The sequence below is a fragment of the Collinsella sp. AF39-11AT genome (genome assembly GCF_003474585.1).
Lineage (GTDB): Bacteria > Actinomycetota > Coriobacteriia > Coriobacteriales > Coriobacteriaceae > Collinsella.
In genome coordinates this window covers 55,865-74,084 of sequence record NZ_QROG01000005.1, presented here as the reverse complement: position 1 = coordinate 74,084, position 18,220 = coordinate 55,865, and the positions used below count along the sequence as shown (strand labels likewise).

General features: G+C 62.1%; 16 protein-coding genes, 2 tRNA genes and 1 pseudogene. 6 read left to right on the top strand and 13 right to left on the bottom strand.

The annotated features are described in order from the left end of the window. The 4 genes from DW037_RS10730 to cobM all read right to left on the bottom strand — a co-directional run. On the bottom strand, window positions 1-674 hold a 674-nt coding region (locus DW037_RS10730; RefSeq protein WP_304999872.1), incomplete at its 3' end, for a cobalamin biosynthesis central domain-containing protein. Window positions 675-716: 42 nt separating this feature from the next. Further along, window positions 717-1,406 (bottom strand): precorrin-2 C(20)-methyltransferase, encoded by a 690-nt coding sequence (gene cobI / locus DW037_RS03610; protein WP_118372832.1) that lies wholly within the window; start codon window positions 1,404-1,406, stop codon window positions 717-719. Then, window positions 1,399-2,583 carry a cobalt-precorrin-5B (C(1))-methyltransferase CbiD gene (gene cbiD, locus DW037_RS03605; protein ID WP_255413621.1) on the bottom strand — a complete coding sequence of 395 codons (1,185 nt, stop codon included), beginning with the start codon at window positions 2,581-2,583 and terminating at the stop codon, window positions 1,399-1,401. The genes cobI and cbiD overlap by 8 nt, the downstream gene beginning before the upstream one ends. A gap of 1 nt (window position 2,584) precedes the next feature. Then, a complete protein-coding gene (gene cobM, locus DW037_RS03600; RefSeq protein WP_117765632.1) occupies window positions 2,585-3,376 on the bottom strand; it encodes a precorrin-4 C(11)-methyltransferase in 792 nt (263 codons plus the stop codon). A gap of 458 nt (window positions 3,377-3,834) precedes the next feature. Here cobM and DW037_RS03595 point away from each other — a divergent pair, with 458 nt between their 5' ends. The 6 genes and pseudogenes from DW037_RS03595 to DW037_RS10725 form a co-directional block, all read left to right on the top strand. Then, window positions 3,835-4,761 carry a sirohydrochlorin cobaltochelatase gene (locus tag DW037_RS03595; RefSeq protein ID WP_117583469.1) on the top strand — a complete coding sequence of 309 codons (927 nt, stop codon included), beginning with the start codon at window positions 3,835-3,837 and terminating at the stop codon, window positions 4,759-4,761. Between the two features lie 146 nt (window positions 4,762-4,907). Continuing rightward, window positions 4,908-5,441 carry a hypothetical protein gene (locus tag DW037_RS03590; RefSeq protein WP_118372831.1) on the top strand — a complete coding sequence of 178 codons (534 nt, stop codon included), beginning with the start codon at window positions 4,908-4,910 and terminating at the stop codon, window positions 5,439-5,441. 4 nt (window positions 5,442-5,445) lie between these two features. Beyond that, entirely contained in the window at window positions 5,446-7,017 is a 1,572-nt protein-coding gene (locus DW037_RS03585; protein WP_118372830.1) for an ABC transporter substrate-binding protein, read from the top strand. Between the two features lie 22 nt (window positions 7,018-7,039). Next, window positions 7,040-8,062 (top strand): iron ABC transporter permease, encoded by a 1,023-nt coding sequence (locus DW037_RS03580; protein WP_118372829.1) that lies wholly within the window; start codon window positions 7,040-7,042, stop codon window positions 8,060-8,062. After that, window positions 8,063-9,379 (top strand): ABC transporter ATP-binding protein, encoded by a 1,317-nt coding sequence (locus DW037_RS03575; protein WP_118372828.1) that lies wholly within the window; start codon window positions 8,063-8,065, stop codon window positions 9,377-9,379. A 29-nt stretch (window positions 9,380-9,408) separates the two neighbouring features. Continuing rightward, a pseudogene (locus DW037_RS10725) lies at window positions 9,409-9,585 on the top strand (IS3 family transposase); the annotation flags it as partial. Window positions 9,586-9,636: 51 nt separating this feature from the next. Here the strand turns inward: DW037_RS10725 and DW037_RS03565 are convergent. From DW037_RS03565 to DW037_RS03525, 9 genes are all read right to left on the bottom strand, one after another. Next, window positions 9,637-10,248: a TetR/AcrR family transcriptional regulator gene (locus tag DW037_RS03565; protein ID WP_158571929.1), complete on the bottom strand. Its 612-nt coding sequence runs from the start codon at window positions 10,246-10,248 to the stop codon at window positions 9,637-9,639. Between the two features lie 116 nt (window positions 10,249-10,364). Beyond that, the gene (locus DW037_RS03560) at window positions 10,365-11,672 is read right to left on the bottom strand and encodes a lysylphosphatidylglycerol synthase transmembrane domain-containing protein (RefSeq protein ID WP_118372826.1); all 1,308 of its coding nucleotides are present in this window, start codon (window positions 11,670-11,672) and stop codon (window positions 10,365-10,367) included. Between the two features lie 153 nt (window positions 11,673-11,825). Further along, window positions 11,826-11,899 (bottom strand) — tRNA-Glu (locus tag DW037_RS03555). A 22-nt stretch (window positions 11,900-11,921) separates the two neighbouring features. Then, window positions 11,922-11,998: transfer RNA gene (locus tag DW037_RS03550), tRNA-Glu, on the bottom strand. A gap of 127 nt (window positions 11,999-12,125) precedes the next feature. Beyond that, window positions 12,126-13,520 (bottom strand): CCA tRNA nucleotidyltransferase, encoded by a 1,395-nt coding sequence (locus DW037_RS03545; protein ID WP_118372825.1) that lies wholly within the window; start codon window positions 13,518-13,520, stop codon window positions 12,126-12,128. 164 nt (window positions 13,521-13,684) lie between these two features. Next, a complete protein-coding gene (locus tag DW037_RS03540; RefSeq protein WP_118372824.1) occupies window positions 13,685-14,617 on the bottom strand; it encodes a 1-phosphofructokinase family hexose kinase in 933 nt (310 codons plus the stop codon). 189 nt (window positions 14,618-14,806) lie between these two features. Continuing rightward, complete coding sequence (locus tag DW037_RS03535) at window positions 14,807-15,739, bottom strand: 1-phosphofructokinase family hexose kinase (protein ID WP_055250439.1); 933 nt, start codon at window positions 15,737-15,739, stop codon at window positions 14,807-14,809. Window positions 15,740-15,813: 74 nt separating this feature from the next. Further along, window positions 15,814-17,517: a phosphoenolpyruvate--protein phosphotransferase gene (ptsP, locus tag DW037_RS03530; RefSeq protein WP_118372823.1), complete on the bottom strand. Its 1,704-nt coding sequence runs from the start codon at window positions 17,515-17,517 to the stop codon at window positions 15,814-15,816. A gap of 133 nt (window positions 17,518-17,650) precedes the next feature. Further along, on the bottom strand, window positions 17,651-17,914 hold the full coding sequence (locus tag DW037_RS03525; RefSeq protein WP_022094575.1) for an HPr family phosphocarrier protein: 264 nt from the start codon (window positions 17,912-17,914) through the stop codon (window positions 17,651-17,653). Between the last annotated feature and the right edge of the window lie 306 nt (window positions 17,915-18,220).

Sequence of the window (18,220 nt, the reverse complement as noted above, 5' to 3'; positions counted from 1 at the left end):
GCAGGCGCCTGCGCCCGCACGCCCGCCGGCTTCCCCGTCTCACCGGCGGGCACGACATCGCCCGTCGTCTCCGCTGCGCGAACGGACGCACCTGCATTCGCGCCAGCGAACGGCGACACGACGATATCGGCCCGAGCGCGGTCGGACGCAATGTCAACCCCCTCAGGCGGCTGTCCCGAAATCGGCATGTCGGAATAGAGCGCCACGCGCCCGCCCGAAAGCAGCCGCGCCGACACTCGCTTGATGGCCTCGGGATTCGAAACGGCGAGCCCCGCACGGCGCGCCCACGTATCCACCGCCCACACGCCGCGGACGTCGGTCGCCGTGGTGATGACGGGGATGGCCCCTGCCGCGCGTGCCACAGTTTGCGCAAGCTCGTTCGCACCGCCCAAATGCCCCGACAAAAGCGAGACGGCAAAGCGCCCCGCCTCGTCGATGGCCACAACCGCGGGATCGTTTGCCTTCGAGGCGACATACGGCGCGATCGCCCGCACGGCGATGCCCGCCGCGCCCACGAACAGAAGCGCGTCCGACGCTTCCCACGCGAGCGCCGTCCATGCGCGCAGGTCGGCCTTCCCCTCGCCGAACCCGCGCGAAACGGAAACGTCCCAGCCAGGGTCATCTTCACCTGTCTGCGCACAATCGGAAAGCGCGCGTGCGGTGCGCTCCGCCAACGCATGCCCCCTCTCGGTGAACGCTATGCAGGAAACCCTCATCTAGCGCACCACCATCGTCGAGAAGTAGCTGCCCCGATCGGGCACATCGTCGAGCGAGCGGTACACGCGCTCGCCCGGAAGCCCACAGTCCTCTACGAGCTCGGCACCGTCGAAGGCGCCCTCCTCGCGAAGGATGCGCTTCGTGTCCGCAAGCGAGCGGCGCGCCTTCATGACCACCTTCGTCCCCGGCCAGCCGATTGCGCGGCGCACGTCGTCGTAGCCGCCGGGCACGATGTGCAGAGGCAACGACATCTCGGGCGTGAGGTCGCGCTCGAGCGCTGCGGCGACCGCGCAGAAGCTCGGCACGCCGGGAATGGCGCGCGCCTCGAACCCGCGGGCGCGCACGTCGGGCGCTATGCGCTGGAAGGTGGCGTAGATGCTTGGGTCCCCCAGGTTCAGCAGCGCGACGTCGCGGGCCGCATCCAGGTGCGCGACAAGCTCGTGAACAAGCGAGGCATGCTCGGCCGCGCGGCGCTCGACGTCGCACGTCATCGAGAATCGCACGGGGATCACCGTCTTGCCTGTAAGGCCGACGGCGCCGCGCACGATGTCGAGCGCGACCATGGCCCCGTCCGCCGTCTGCGGTGCGGCGATGACCGGACACGATTCGATTGTGCGGACGGCCTTGATCGTGAGCAGCTCGGGGTCGCCAGGCCCCGTGCCCACGCCGTACAGCACGCCTTTACTCATACGTCGCCCCCAATTCCCCGATAACTGCATCGGCGCCCGACGTGCGGAAAAGCTCGCGGCGCTCGGCGTCGAACACGACCGCGGCGATGTCGCATCCGCCCGCCGCGCGGCGGCGCAACCTGTCCTCGATTGCCACAGCGAGCGAGGCGCGCGCAGCGTCCCCCACGCCGGCGGCCTCGATTACCTCGAGCGCCGCCGTGGTCGTGACCGACGACATGATCTCGCGCACAGTCTTCGTGCCCGCGCCGGCCAAGGCCGCGTGGGCGGCCAGAATCTCCGCGCGGCAGTCGGCGGTACGCGAATGGGTGTCCATGATGCCGCCCGCGACCTTCACCAGCTTGCCGATGTGTCCCACAAGAAGGACATTGGTAAATCCCTCGCGAACGCAGCAATCAATCGCATCGCCCACGAAGTTGGAGATGAAGACCACCGGCGCACCGTTTAGGTGGAAATGCCCCGAGATGAACTGCGCGCCGTAGTTGCCGGGCGTGAGCACGACTCCGCGCCGCCCCATAGCCGCATGCTGCCGGATCTCGAGCTCGATGCTGTCGCGCAAGGCAGCGAGGCTGCGCGGCTCGACGATGCCCGTCGTGCCCAGGATGGAGATGCCGTCCTCTATCCCCAGGTGCGGGTTGAAGGTCTTTTCGGCAAGGGCAACACCCTCGGGTACCGAAATCGTCACAGCGATATTTCCAGAAAAGCCGTGCGCGGCGCACACCTCGCGCACCGCCGAAGTGATCATCGCGCGCGGCGTCGCGTTGATGGCGGCCGCCCCCACCGGCTGCTCGAGGCCGGGCAACGTCACGCGCCCCACGCCCACGCCGCCATCGACGGAAACTTCCGATTCGCGCGCGGGCACGCCCTTGCTGCCCGCAGCACCCGTGCCCGACCCCGCATGTTCCACGCGCGCGTACACGAGCACGCCGTCGGTCACATCGGCATCGTCGCCTGCGTCCTTTCGCACGGCGCACTGGGCGCACCCCTCGCCGATACATGCGTCGACCACGTTCGCCTCGACAGGCAGCCCGCCGGGGGTGACGATCGACACGCGGCCGACGGGCTTTCGTGACAAGAGCATCTCGCAGGCCGCCTTCGCCGCGAGCGCGGCGCAGCTCCCCGTGGTGTAGCCGCAGCGCAGGCGGGTCGTCCCGGTATATATGTAGTGCTCGAAGGCCACGCTAGCTGCTCGCCTTTCGATACCCCGTGGCAAACGAAGGGTCGTAAAGCTTGCTGCGCTCGTACGACTCCGCTTGCGCGCCGTTGTGCGCAAGCCCGCCACGAGCTCCGAGCACGCGGCCCACCACCACGAGCGCCGTGCGGTCGATGCCCTCTCGCGCGCCCGCATCGGCGAGCGTGCCCACTGTGCAGCGCACCACGCGCTCCTCAGGCCAGGTCGCCTTGTACACGAGCGCCGCCGGCTCGTCGGAGCTGCGGCCCGCGCCCAAAAGCTCGGCGGAAAGCTCGGCGAGCATACCCGAGCTCAGGAAGATGACCATAGTCGAGCCGCTTTCCGCCATGGTGCGCATGCCCTCGCCCGCGGGCATGGGGGTACGTCCGGAAAGCCGCGTGATCACGACCGACTGGCTGATTCCCGGCAGCGTGTATTCCTGGCGAAGCGCCGCCGCGGCACCGCAAAAGCTCGACACGCCGGGCACCACCTCGTAGTCCACGCCGCGCGCGTCGAGCGCGTCCATCTGCTCCTGGATGGCGCCGTACAGGCACGGGTCGCCCGTGTGCAGGCGCACCACTTCCTCGCCCCGCGCATCTGCCGCGCACATCACGTCGAGCACTTCCTCCAAGGTCATGTGCGCGCTGTCGTAGACGACGCAGGATTCCTTGCACTCGGCGAGCAGCTCGGGATTCACAAGGCTTCCCGCCCAAACGACTACGTCGGCCGCGCGCAGAAGGCGCGCCCCGCGCAGCGTGATAAGGTCGGCGGCGCCCGAGCCTGCGCCAACGATATGAATCATCCGAGCCTTCCCTTCCCGTTTCTCATCGCAACCGTTTACGCCGCCATTCGCGCAGCGGGCAAAACACGGCGCCTGCGGCAGCAATCGGCGCAAATACGCAGGCAGGAGGCGCAATGCCGCCCGCGCTGGCTTTGACACGTTCACAAGTGCCCACTATCATAGTAAAAGTTTCGGCAACGAGCATATGACAATCGGATAAAAGGAAATGACCGGCGCGGCGCCTGCACAGCCCGCGCTGGCTTGCGGAGGGAACCAGGTGGGAATCCTGGGCAAGGGACATTACTGTATAGGACGCGCGGGCGAACCGCCTCGCGCCCCAAGCCAGACTGCTTCGCCTTTTCCTCACGGCATCGCCGTGGCGTTAGCTCCTTGTGAACCCCGAGGGGTGCGCTTTTCTTTCGCTTGTGCCGACAAGCAACTGTCGCCGGGGGACCGGCAAACCGAGGAAAGGAAAAACCATGTCCGACCAGATGTCACGCCGCGGCTTCATGGGCGCCGCAGCAACCGGAGCCGTCGCGCTCGCCGGAGTCGCGCTCGCGGGCTGCTCCAACACCTCCGCGAGTTCCGAGAAATCTAGTGAAAAGGAGAAGGCCGCGAAGCCGGTCATCCTCGTCACGAGCTTCGGCACGAGCTACAACGACTCGCGCCACATCACCATCGGCGCCATCGAAGACGCTATCCGCGAGAAGTACTGGCAGGACTACGACATCCGCCGTGCCTTCACCGCGCAGATCATCATCGACAAGCTGAAGAAGCGCGACGGCATCACGATCGACAACATGACCGAGGCGCTTGACCGCTGCGTGGAAGACGGCGTGAAGGAAATCGTCGTGCAGCCGACGCATCTCATGGCTGGCCTGGAATACGCCGACGTGAAAGACGAGCTCGACAAGTACGCCGACAAGTTCGACAAGATCTCGCTCGGCGACCCGCTGCTCACCTCCGACGACGACTACAAAAAGGTGGCCGCGGCCATTAAGGAGAACATGGCGTCCTTCGACGACGGCGAGACGGCGCTGTGCCTCATGGGCCACGGCACCGAAGCCGATTCCAACGCCGACTATGCCAAGATGCAGGAAGTGTTCAAGAACGAGGGTTTGACGCAGTTCTTCGTCGGCACCGTCGAGGCTGAACCGACCTGCGAGGATGTTATCGCCGCCGCGAGCGCCGCAGGCTACAAGAAGGCCGTGCTCGCGCCGTTCATGGTGGTCGCGGGCGACCACGCGAACAACGACATGGCAGACGAGACCGACCCCGACAGCTGGGCTGCGAAGTTCGTGGCCGCCGGCTTCGAAGTGACGTGCCTGCTCCAGGGTCTGGGACAGAACGTCGCGGTCGACGACATCTACGTCTCGCACGTGGACGACGCCATCGCCAAGCTGTAAACTCGCCGCGCACGGGGGCGCCGGTCGCGTCCCCGTGCAACGGGCATGCGCCTTTCCCCGACTGACGACGCATGCCCGTTGCATTCGCATCCCGACCGCCCACCGCACGGCACGGGCGGTCGAAGCGATTGAAAGGAACCCCCTCCATGTTGAAGAAAACCCTCGTCTTCGCCCTGTCGGCGGCGCTTTGCGCGTTCTCGCTCGCCGGCTGCGCCGGAAATTCAATCGACAGCGCAAAGGCAAGCGATGCCGATTCCCAGGAAAAGACCGAACAGGCGGCCGATGCGCCCGCGGGCGCAAGCGCTGCCCCCATCACCGCCGACAAGGTGGCCGACGGCACCTATCCGATCACCGTAGATTCCAGCTCGAACATGTTCAGGATCGTGGACGCCCAGCTCATCGTGGAAAACGGCTCCATGCACTGCGTGATGACGCTTTCCGGCACGGGCTACGGCAAGCTCTTCATGGGCACGGGCGACGAGGCTGCCGCCGCAAGCGAGGCCGACTTCATCCCCTATGTGGAAAACGCGGAAGGCAAGTACACCTACGACGTGCCCGTTGATGCGCTCGACGAGGACACCGCCTGTGCCGCGTGGAGTATTAGAAAAGAGCAGTGGTACGACCGCACACTTGTGTTCGAATCCGCCGGCGTCGATCTGCGCGCCGACGCACTGAGGTAACGCCATGCGGTCGATTCTTCCCAAGGGGGAAAACAGGAAGCTCCACAGCATCGCGGCGCGCGCGATCGCCTGCGTTCTCGTCGCCCTGCTCGCGCTTCCCTTCGCGGGGTGCAGTGCGAGCCCGAACGCGACCGGTGGCACGGCGGGCTCTCAGGAATACACGGTGAGCGTCTCGCTTTCCGGCGGGTCAGGGCGCGCAAGCATCGCCTCACCCACCACAATTGTGAAGGATGGCGACACCTACACCGCGACCATCACCTGGTCGAGTTCGAACTACGACAAGATGACCGTCGACGGCGTGGACTACGCGCCCGTAAACGACGGCGGCAACTCCACGTTCGAGATACCCGTCACGCTCGACGAGGACATCGCCGCGTCGGCCGAGACCGTCGCCATGTCGACGCCGCACACCATCGACTACACGCTCCACTTCGACTCATCCACCATGAAGGAGAAATCGGGCGACGATGCAAGCGGCGGCTCCCCTGCGGGAACGGCTTCAAGCGCCGCGGCCGACTTCCACAACGCCGATTTGGGCTGCGGCTGGGAGCCGACGGGAGCGCTTCAGCTTGAATACGCCGAGCACTTCACTGTCGACGAGTTCGAAGGCGGCCTGCGGCTTATCTGCGTTTCGAACGGGGAGCGCTTCCTCGTGGTGCCGCAAGATGCGAAGGTACCTGATGGGTTGAGCTCCGACATCGCGGTCATAAGGCGCCCCGCCGACAAGGTGTACCTCGTGTCGTCGGCGACGATGTGCCTAGTCGACGCGCTCGATGCGAACGACAATATCATCATGTCGGGCACGAAGGCCGACGACTGCTCGGTCGTGGGCTTCAAAAGCGCACTCGAAAGTGGGGCGATCGCCTACGGCGGCAAGTACAGCGCGCCCGACTACGAGCGAATATCGGCCTCGGGCTGTACGCTCGCCATCGAGAACACCATGATCAACCACACGCCCGATGTGAAGGAAAAGCTGCAGAAGCTCGGGCTCGTCGTGCTCACCGAACAGTCGTCGAGCGAGCCCGAAGCACTCGGGCGCGTCGAGTGGATTAAGCTTTTCGGCGTCCTGTTCGACAAGGAAGACGAGGCCGCGCACCTGTTCAACGAGCAGAAGGCCCGCGTCGAGCAAACGTCGGGGCTCGCGTCGTCAGGTAAAACCGTGGCGTATTTCTACATTAACTCGAACGGGGCCGCCGTCACGCGGCGGGCGGGCGACTACGTGGCGCAGATGATCGAGCTTGCAGGCGGCAGCTATGCGCTCGATGACGCGCAGACGGCGTCGACGTCAGGTTCGTCAGTAACGCTCGAAATGGAGCGCTTCTACGCGACGGCGAAGGATGCCGACATCATCGTCTACAACGGCACCATCGACGAATCGGTTGCCACCTTGAACGACTTCGTAGGCAAAAACGCGCTATTGTCGCAGTTCAAAGCCGTGAAGAACGGCAACGTCTGGGTCACAAGCGCCGACATGTACCAGCAGATGACTTCTACCGCCGACATTATCGACGAGCTGCACGGGGCGTTCACCGGCGATGACGCGAGCGACTTCCATTATCTGAGGAAGCTCGGTTAGCGCCATGAGAAGCCGGCTTTCCATGGCATACGACGAATCGGGGCGCGCCGCGCGGTGTCGCGTCGTGACGGCGCTGCTCGCTGTTGCCCTCATCGTGCTCGTCGGGGCCAACCTGTGCATCGGGAGCGTGCTCGTGCCCGCAGACCACATCCCCGGCATCCTTTCGGGCGGCGCGGCCAATTCCATGGAAAGCCAGGTCATCTGGGAGATTCGCCTGCCGCGCGTGCTTTCAGCCGTGCTTCTCGGTGGGGCACTTTCGCTTTCCGGGTTCCTGCTGCAGACGTTTTTCAACAACCCCATCGCCGACCCGTTCATCTTGGGCGTCTCCTCGGGCGCAAAGTTCGTCGTCGCGCTTACGATGATCGTACTTCTAGGCGCGAACATGGCCATGTCTTCGCCGGCCATGGTGGCCGCAGCGTTTCTGGGCTCGCTTATCACCATCGGCTTCGTGCTCCTCATCGCACGGCGCATAAGTTCCATGGCCATGCTCATCGTGGCGGGCGTCATGGTGGGATACATCTGCTCGGCGGCGACGAACTTCCTCATCGCCTTCGCCGACGACCAGTCCATCGTGAACCTGCACAACTGGTCTTTGGGTAGCTTCTCGGGTTCGAGCTGGGACGACATCGCGGTCATCGCGGTCGTGGTGATCACCGTGAGCGCATGCGTATTCGCGATATCGAAGCCCCTTTCCGCCTTCCAGCTGGGAGAAGCCTACGCGAAAAGCGTCGGCGTGAACGTCGAACGCTTCCGCGTGGTGCTCGTCCTTCTAGCGAGCATGCTCTCCGCCTGCGTGACCGCGTTCGCTGGTCCGGTGTCGTTCGTAGGCATCGCGGTTCCGCATCTCGTGAAGTCGGCGCTAAAGTCGTCGAAGCCCATCCGCGTGATTCCTGCGTGCTTCTTGGGAGGCGCCATCTTCTGCGCGGGCTGCGATTTGATCGCGCGCACGCTGTTCTCTCCCGTCGAGCTTTCCATCAGCGCCGTCACCGCCATCTTCGGCGCTCCGGTGGTTATCGCGCTCATGTTGAAGAAGCGGGTGAGGTAGATGGGGGAATTCGTGCCGCGGCCCAAAACGCTCGGAGGGGACATTCCATGCTTAGACAGTCCTGAGCTCGCACGAAAGCGCCAGAAGGCACTTTCGGCTCGTGCGGAACTGCGCGCGGAACGCCTCCTCCGAGCGGAGCCGAACCTCGAAACTACGGTCGAAACGCAGGCTGACGGAGCGCCGCTTTTCCACATAAGCGACCTGTCGGCGGGCTACGACAAGAAGGTCGTAGTCGAAGGCGTCGATCTGGAGGTTCGCGCGGGCGACGTCGTGGCGCTCATCGGGCCGAACGGCTCGGGCAAGTCGACCATCTTGAAAACCATCACACGCCATCTGGCACCGCTTGCCGGCGCGGTCGAGCTCGACGGGCGGGAGATTTCCCGATGGAAGACGGCGGAGTTTGCAAGGAACCTTGCCGTTATGCTGACAGATCGCCCCCGGACCGAGCTCCTCACCTGCCGCGATGTCGTAGAGGCGGGAAGGCACCCCTACACCGGGCGAATGGGCACACTCTCGCCCGACGACCATAGTCGGGTCGACGAGGCCATGAAAACCGCACATGTGGAAGAGCTCGCCGAGCGCGACTTCATGCAGATAAGCGACGGGCAACGCCAGCGCGTCATGCTCGCACGCGCCATCGCGCAGGATCCGCGTGTGCTCGTGCTCGACGAGCCCACGTCATATCTCGATATCCGCTACCAGATCGACCTGCTGCGAATACTTCGCCACCTTGCGAAATCGCGGAATGTGGCTGTCATCATGTCCATCCACGAACTCGAGCTCGCGCAGAAAAGCGCCGACAAGGTGATTTGCGTGAAGAACGGCCGGGTCTTCCGCGCCGGCGCACCCGAGGACATATTCACGCGCGAGACGATTGGCGAGCTCTACGGCCTTCAACATGGCACCTTCAACGAGCGCTTCGGCAGCGTGGAAATTGGACGCCCGCACGGCGATGCGCACACGTTCGTCATCGCCGGCGCAGGTATGGGGTCGGCTGTGTTTCGCCAGCTCATCCGGCAGGGCAAGGCGTTCTATACGGGCGTTCTGCACGAAGGGGACATCGACTGCGAGCTCGCGCGCGACCTGGCGGCGGAATGCGTGGCCGAGCGCGCCTTCGAGCCGATCGGGGATAGAACCATAGCCCGCGCCAAAGAGCTCCTCGTCCACTGCGCGCGCCTTATCGTGTGTCCCGCCGCCTTCGGCACCATAAACGCCCGCAACGCAGAGCTCGTAGAGTTCGCACGCTCGCACGGTATCGAGGTCATGCGAGCGTGCGAAGGCGCATCGGAGGATTCCCAATTGGAGTGGGAAGGATAAACTGGACTTTCTTTTAAGGATCCTCAGGCTACAGCTCCTACGCCGGCGAGGTCTACAAGGCGCCGGAGAACCTCGTAAACAGGAATTTCCACGCCGACGAGCCCAACCTGCTGTGGCTCACCGACATCACCGAGTTCAGGCTCCCGGGCGGCGAGAAGGTCTACCTGAGCCCGGTCATCGACTGCTTCGGCGGGATGCTCGTCGCCTGATCGATCGGGCTGCACCCCGACAAGCGCCTCACGAACTCGAGCCTGCGCCTAATCCAAGCGAGATTCCAGACTCGACAGGCCATTGAGAGTCAGGTCGTTGGCGACCTCCGAGACGCGCTCGATAGGAACCAAGCCGTCAGACAGCGCCCATGTGCGATAGATTCCGATAATACCCGACAGCAAAAACGCCAGATAGTAGTCGAACATCTCGTCCTTGAGACCTTGGGGCAGCAGATCGCGCTCGGCAATCTCATGCTCGAGCGGCACGCGCAAACGCGTCATAAAATCGTCGAGCGGGATGTTTTCAATCAGCTGGCGATTGAGCACGAGGTTATTGCAAAGTGCCTCGTTGATGGTCTTAAAGAAGGTAGCCGCCGCTCCAAGGGCGCGCTCGTTGGGGTCACTGCCCATAGTGGAAAGCGTCTTTTCGACCGAGTCGACGATCATCTCGACCACATCGGCGGCGATGGCATCGAGCAAGCCATCAACCGTACCAAAGTGCACGTAGAAGGTTTTACGGTCGACATTGGCCTCGCGCGCGATGGCACTCACCGTAATGTCTGCCAGCGGCTTTTCCATGAGCAAGCGCTCAAAAGCGGAAAGGATGGCATTGCGGCTGCGAACGATACGGCGATCAATACGCGGTTTACTGGTGGCCATGGGTGTGTCCCTTCGATATGCGAGCATTCATCAACAGATGAGAGATAATCTACGTAAGAGGATTATCCCCCATACAGCTCAAATATGCCCCGCATCATGAAGAACGCACGACTGCCCTACCGCGACTTAGGGTGCTTCTTCTTATTGAGCGCCGACGGAGATACGCGGATACCGTCGCCCGTCTGGCGCACATAGGCTTTATGAGCCGGCTTAGCGGTCCCAGAAGCCTTCTGAGCGTGCTTCCTGGGATCAACGGTAACAGCATTCGTGGGGTGCGGCTTAGTGGGCGCAGAGGGCGTCTGAGGCTCGCGGCCGAGCTTGCGCATCACGCGATCCCAGCGCGCATGGATGCTCTCGTTGTGGGCGCTCTTAAGGCCCAGCAGGGGCGCAGCCAAAATGGTCGGCGCGATAAACGTAATGAGACGCCACAGCAGATAGCCGGCGGTCGAAGCCGACCCAAAGAAATGACCCAAGAACAAAGCAAAGCCGCCCTCAGCGCCACCAGTTCCACCGGGCAAGGGAACCGCAGAGCTCAGCAGCTGGACAAAGGCGCTCGCGGCCATGACCGAGAAAAAGTCGACCTCGTGGTGGCCAAAGGCGAGCATCAGAAAATACGGCACCAGATAGAAAAACGCGAGCTGCAGCATGGTGATAAACACGGTGAGCAGCATGGAAGAAAAATGTCCGGCCGAAAGCTTGAACTTCTCGGAGAAGGAGTAGATCTCGCCATCGACAAACGAGCGCCATCCATCGATCTTAGTGGCCGAGACACCCATGCGCTCGAGCCAATTGATGATGCAATGGGCGACGCGCGTGACGGTCTTAGGCATGAGCGCGACGGCGAAGATGCCGAGCAGGATGCAGCAGTGACCGCCAAAACTAAAGACGCACAGCAGCGTCATATCGCCATAGCGCTCGGCAAAAAACGGCATGCGAGCAAGCAATAGGATAGCGCCCCAGGCAACGAGGCCAAACTGATACACAATAAATCGGGTGAACTGCGTGGCACCCGCTTCGCCCACGTTTTGGCCCGCTTTGGTCAGGCGGTAGATCTGGGCAGGCGTAGAGCCCATCATCATGGGCGTCAGGTTGCCAAAGAAGATGCCACTCGCCTCGACCGAGATCAGGTCGCGAATGCCGACGGGTGAATTGGGGTCGAGCCAGACGGCGATCGCATAGGCCACAATGCCAAAGAACAGATACATAAACATGCAAAGACACGCGACAACGAGCCAGGGCGCCTGGACGCTCGACATAGCAGCCCAGAACTGCCCCATCTGCCCGGTTACCACCAGATAGACGATATAACCCACCAGCACAACGCCGATAAAAATGGCGCCGCGGCGTGCGCTCTTATTGTCATCGCCGCCCGAGGCCTCAACCTCGACCTGGGGCTTGGACGTATGCTGAGAGGACTCCGTCATGAGACTCCTTCTAACAGTCAAAATATCTTGGTTATTGTACCCGTAAGGGCCATAAGCAGAACGCAAAGCTCTTGTTCAAACGGGAATGACAGACAGTTGTTTGATAATAAAAAACCCGGGCTTCCGTGGGAAGTCCGGGTCTCAAATTCAAGGTAGCCCGTACCAGATTCGAACTGGTGATCTCCGCCTTGAGAGGGCGGCGTCCTAAACCGCTAGACGAACGGGCCATAGGCCTCGGCAGAAAAGAAGTGGTAGCCCGTACCAGATTCGAACTGGTGATCTCCGCCTTGAGAGGGCGGCGTCCTAAACCGCTAGACGAACGGGCCACATGACATCTGCACTGCCGTGCTGCGAGGAAATATATTACGGGACAAAAAACATCAGCGCAAGAAGAAATTCCAAATTGCCGAAAAATTGTCGACAGGTTATGGAACGCGCAGGTCAACTAATTAGCTAATTCAAGTTGAGATGAACCAAAAGGGTTTCGCGATCGTTGGGGATGTTGTCCTCGATAACGGCTTCGAGGGCGGCGTTGAGTAGCTGGCCTAGCTCGGACCCCGGCTTCACACCGGCACGAATCAAGTCGCCGCCGTTGATAGCAAGCATCTTGAGCGAATAGGGCTCCCCCGCCTCCAACAAATCATGGGCGAGTGAGCGCATCTCTTCGATCGTCTCGACGTAATAGAAGCACGACGGCGCCTTGCCCAGCGTGTCGGCACGCTTAAGGTCCATAAGCTCGTCCATCAGGCGCGGCGTATCGACACCCTCGCCCGAAAGCGCGCGCATCATATTGAGCAGGCAGGAGCGCTCGGGGCGCAGCGGCTTGTCATGGTATTTGATCAGCAGGCACACATCGCGCACCAAATCGTGCGAGAGCGCCAGGCGATCCATGATGACACGCGCCTTCTTGGCGCCGAGCTCGGGATGACCGTAGAAGTGGCCGCTGCCGTCGTGATCGACCGTAAAGCACTCGGGTTTGGAAACGTCGTGCAAAAACGCCGCCCACATAAGGCTCGACGAGGGCGCGACGCCGTCGCACAGCGCCAGCTCCCCTGCCACCGTCAGCACGCGGGCGATATGCTCGTAGACGTTAAACGCATGATAGACGCTGCGTTGATCAAACCCGCGAGCGGACGCGAGCTCGGGCACGGCGGCGCAAACAAGCTCGGGGTAGCGCAGCATCGCGTCTCCCCCGTGGCCGGTCGATAGAATGCCCTCGAGCTCAATACCCACGCGCTCGCGCGCCACGGCATCGAGCAGCGGCGCGCACTCGGCAAGGGCACACTTGGTCTCGGGCTCAATCACAAAGTCCAGACGGCAGGCAAAACGCACCGCGCGCAGCATGCGAAGCGCGTCCTCGTTAAAACGACGCTTGGGATCTCCAACGGCGCGGATGAGCTTGCGCTTCAGGTCGCCCTGACCATCGTAGCGGTCGACAAGACCACGCTCGGGATGCCAGGCCATAGCGTTAACGGTAAAGTCACGACGCGCCAGATCGTCCTCAAGCGACGCTGCACGCTCCACACTCTGGGGATGGCGGCCGTCGGTGTAAAAGCCGTCTAGGCGGTAGGTGGTGACCTCAATGCGCTCATCATCGCAAATAGCCGTGATGCCGCCAAATTTTATGCCCGACTCAACCACGGCAATATCCGCCGCTTCGAGCGCCTCTTTGGACTCCTGCCACAGGCCGCTGCAGCACATGTCAACATCGTGGCTGGGGCATCCCATCAGGGCATCACGTACCCAACCGCCCACGTACCAAGCCTCAAGACCTGCTGCCTCAAGCGCACGCAGGACACGGATAGAGGCATCGGTCGGCTGCGTACCGTTGAGCGAAACATTGCACATGCCTATGGCCTCCTGCGACTATCAAATTGGCTATCGATTGCGTCTGCAAGAAGTCTAGCAAGAAACAGCCTCCACTGCACACGCAAGTCCGATAAACAAAAACGCATCCGTCCTGGTCTAAGACGGATGCGAAATAATTGAACTATTCAGGCAAGGTGCCGGAACTAGCAAACCTGACGGATTGCAATACCCTTCTGATACTCATCGACCTTGGAAAAATCGCCAAGACCCGGGCACTCGACCACGTTGGCGCCGGTGGCCATCGAGAGGCGCAGGGCATCCTCGACGCGCTCCGGGGCGTCGTGCCACACGGACAGGAAGGCGGCCAGAGAGGAGTCGCCCGCGCAGACGGTCGACAGCAGCTTGACGTCGAAGGTGCGGTTGGCAAACCAGATGTGCTCGCCGTTGGAGAAGTACGCGCCGTCGCCGCCGAGCGTCAGCAGTACATTCTTAGCGCCCTTGGCGTGCAGCTCGGCCATGGCGCCCTTGACGGACTCGTCGTCGCCACCGCCCACCTTAATGCCAAAGATGTCGAGCAGCTCGTCGTCGTTGGGCTTAATGAGCAACGGCTCCATAGCAATGAGGTCGGCCAGCTGATGGCTCGAGATATCGAGCACGAACTCGGCGCCCTTCGCCTTCACGCGGCGCAGGACCTCTGCCAGGAAGCTCTCGGAGGTGTTGGGGGGCAGCGAGCCGCTGATAACCAGGCAGGTCATGTCATCGAGCGAATCGATAAGCTCAAACATCTCCTGCTCGTTGGCTTCGTTGATGGCGGCACCGGCGTTGACCATGTTGTACTCGGTGTCGGGACCGGCGTTGAGGAACACGTTGACACGCGTGATGCCGTCAGTCCACACGGGCTTGACGGGCACGCCCAGGGCCTCGGCGCCCTTAACGATATACTCACCCGAGAAGCCGGCGAAGAAGCCCAGGATCGTGGTGTCGACGCCGTAGTGGTCGAGCGTAAACGAGACGTTGAGACCCTTACCGTTGGGCGTGTAGACGGCGTTGCGGGTACGCGTGACGGTGTTGGCAGCAAGACCGTCGCAGGAGATGTTGTAGTCAATGGCGGGATTTGCAGTAAGCGTGTAAATCATGAATGTTCCTTTCACGAAGCAACGTGTTAATGAAAGTATATTCCACGCTTCGGTAAAAGGCTACAACAACTCGGTGAACGGTGTGGAAGCGATGAAGTACGGAAGGACTCCTCTCCCCCGTGGCGGAACAAAAAAGGCGCCCCGGCCGAAACCGGGGCGCCGCATGCGCACGAATATGTCGCGTTTCGCTTACTTGCGATCGAGCTTGCGGACAGCAACGCGCTTGCTGTACTCGTCGACGTGACCAAAGTCGCCGATGCCGACGGACTCAGCAACGTTGGCGCCGGTGGCCATAGCGAGCTTCATGGCCTCCTCGACGTTGTCGCGATCCCTGTACCACTTGTGCAGGAACGCAGCGAGGGTGCAGTCGCCGGCGCAGACGGAAGAGACAAGCTTGATGTTGAACTCACGCTTGGCGTACCAAATGTCCTCGCCGTTGGAGAAGTAAGCGTCACCGCGGCTACCACGGGTGAGCAGCACGTTCTGGACGCCGGCCTCGTGAGCCAGCTTCATGGCAACGCGGACCTCGTCGTCGGTGTCGACCGGCACGCCGAAGATAGCCTTCATCTCGTGATGGTTCGGCTTAATGAGCAGCGGCTTCTTGTGAGCGAGCTCCTTGAGCTTGTCGGAGGACAGGTCCAGGACGACGTCGGCGCCACGGGCCTGAGCGTGCTCCATGACCTGAGCCAGGAAGTCAGGCGTAGCTTTGGGAGGCACGGAGCCGGAGACGATCAGGCACTCAAGGTCGCCCGCGGTGTCCAGGATGTTGTAGAGCTCCTCCTGGTGCTGCGGCGTGATCGGAGCACCAGGGTTGAGGATGCCGTACTCGTGCTGGCCATCGTTGACGTAGGTGTTAATGCGCGTGATACCGTCGGTCCAGACCGGGCGGCAGAGGCAACCCAGGTTCATGACCTCCTCGACGATGAACTTGCCCGTGAAGCCGGCGAAGAAACCGAGCGCGACGGTGTCGACGCCCATCTTCTTAAAGGCGAAGGACACGTCGAGGCCCTTGCCGTTAGCCGTGTAGCTGGCCGAGCCGGTGCGGACGTTCTCGTCGGGCTCGAGCGGAGAGCTCGAAACCGTCATGTCGACAGCCGGGTTAGCGGTTAGCGTGTAGAACATTTACAGTACCCCCTGTATATGTGAGGGCCGCGTGGCCGGCCCATTCCAACCACGCGGTTACCTCTGATACCAAATTAGCGAGCTGCGGACTCGAGCAGTGCCTTGACCTCGGCAGCGGTGTTGCAGGCGAGCGCCTTCTCGGCGAGCTCGTCGCACTCGGCCTTGGTCCACTGGCTGATGGTCTTGCGGGCGCGCAGGATGGACGGAGCGCTCATCGAGAACTCCTCCAGGCCCCAGCTGATCAGCAGCGGCTCAAGCAGCGGATCGGCAGCGGCCTCGCCGCACATGCCGACCATGATACCGGCCTTCACGCCGCTCTCGATGATGTTCTTGAGCGAGCGGAGCACGGCGGGATAGTACACCTGGTACAGGTTGGAGATGGTGTCGTTGCCACGGTCGGCGCACATGGTGTAGCCGATGAGGTCGTTGGTGCCGATAGAGAAGAAGTCGGCGACCTCGGCCAGACGGTCAGCGAGCAGCGAGGCGGCAGGCGTCTCGACCATAATGCCGACCTCGATGTTCTCGTTGAACTTGCGACCCTCTTCGGTCAGCTCGGCCTTGCACTGCTCGACGAGCTCCTTGACGGCCACGACCTCCTCGACGCAGGTGACGAGCGGGATCATGATCTTGACGTCACCAAAGGCGCTGGCGCGCAGCAGGGCGCGGAGCTGAACCTTGTACTGGTCGGGATTGGCCAGGCAGTAACGCACGGCGCGGAAGCCCATGAAGGGGTTCTCTTCCTTGACCATGTGCAGATACGGAATCTCCTTGTCGCCGCCCACATCGAGCGTGCGGATGATGACCGGAGCACCCTTGAGCGCGCTGGCGACCTTACGATAGGCGTTGAACTGCTCCTCCTCGGAAGGAAGCTCAGCAGAGTCCATGAACAGGAACTCGGAGCGGAACAGACCGATAGCCTCGGCGTCGTGATCGAGCGCGTTGGGCACGTCATCGGGGTTACCGATGTTGCAGGCGATGATCTTCTTGATGCCATCGGCAGTCACGGACGGCTTGCCACGGAAGGCCTCGAGGGCTGCCTTCTCGGCAGCGAAGGCCTCGGCCTTGGCGGTGTAGGCAGCGAGCGTCTCCTCGTCGGGATCGGCCTCGACGATACCCTTGCCACCGTCGACGACAACGGTCATACCGTTGCGCAACGCGGTGCAGCTGTTGGAAACCGAAAGGACAGCCGGGATCTCGAGGGCGCGCGCAATGATCGCGGAGTGCGACGTGCGGCCACCGGTCTCGGTGACGATACCGGCAACGTGGGCCTTATCGATCGTGGCGGTCATGGACGGCGTGAGGTCGTGCACGACAACGACGGTATTCTCGGGCAGGACGGAGAGGTCGACGACCTCCTTGCCCAGCAGCTCGGCCAGAATACCGGTGCGGATGTCGGCGATGTCGGCCGCGCGCAGACGGAACATCTCGTCGTCCATGGACAGGAACATGTTCTCGAACATGGTCGAGGTGTCCATGAGCGCCTGCTCGGCGCAGGTGCCGCCGTCAATGGCGGCGTTGATGGCGTCGGTCATGCCCGGGTCCTGAGCCAGGACAATGTGTCCGCTCATGATCTCGGCCTCGGCCTCGCCCACCGTCTCCTTCATGTGGTCGGCCTGAGCCTGGGTCTTCTCGCAGAAGACCGAAAGAGCGGACTGATAGCGCTCCTTCTCTGCTGCCGAATCAGCAACCTCGTGCGGCTCAAACGTCAAGTCGGGATCGACGGCGACCATGACGGTGCCGATACCGATGCCCTCGGAAGCGTTGACTCCCTGATACATTCCCATTCCTCTCTCCGTGTCATGTGATAAAGCGTTTTGCCATATCCATGACAAAAGAGCGCAGCTACCTTACAACAGGTCACTGCGCCCCCAAATATGAACTTAGTTGTTCAACATGCGACCCGTTTGAGTTCTACTCGCCAAGACCGCTCTTGATGAGCTCGATGGCAGCAGCCAGAGCCTCGGCCTCGTCGGCGCCGTCGCACTTAACCTCGACCTCGGTACCGCAGGGGATACCAGCAGCCATGAGGGCCATCGGGGACTTGCCGTTGACCTCCTTCTCGGGGGTGACGACCGTCACGTCACAGGCGTACTTGCCCATGGTGGAGGCGAACAGACCAGCCGGACGCATGTGCAGACCCTGAGGATTAACGAGGGTAGCCTTCTCAGAAACCATAGTTGACTCCTTTTTTGTGTTTAACCCCTGTCATGCATGTGGCAGGAGTCAGATTCACGACGTTGTTTATATTAACTCACATCAAACGGTTTTTCATTGTGTTTCGCACGAATTGTTGGACAGATGTCGTTGTCGTCCGCTCGCCTGCCGGGCGGGGCGGTTAAGTTTGCTGCTCTACAGTCCTGCGCAAGACGGAAAGCACATTAAGTGCTTTCCTTTGCGTGCGGAACTCGCGACAAACTTAACCGCCCCGCCCGGCAGGCGAGCTGCGATAACTGAGTCGGTCCAAGAAATATCGTGCAAAAG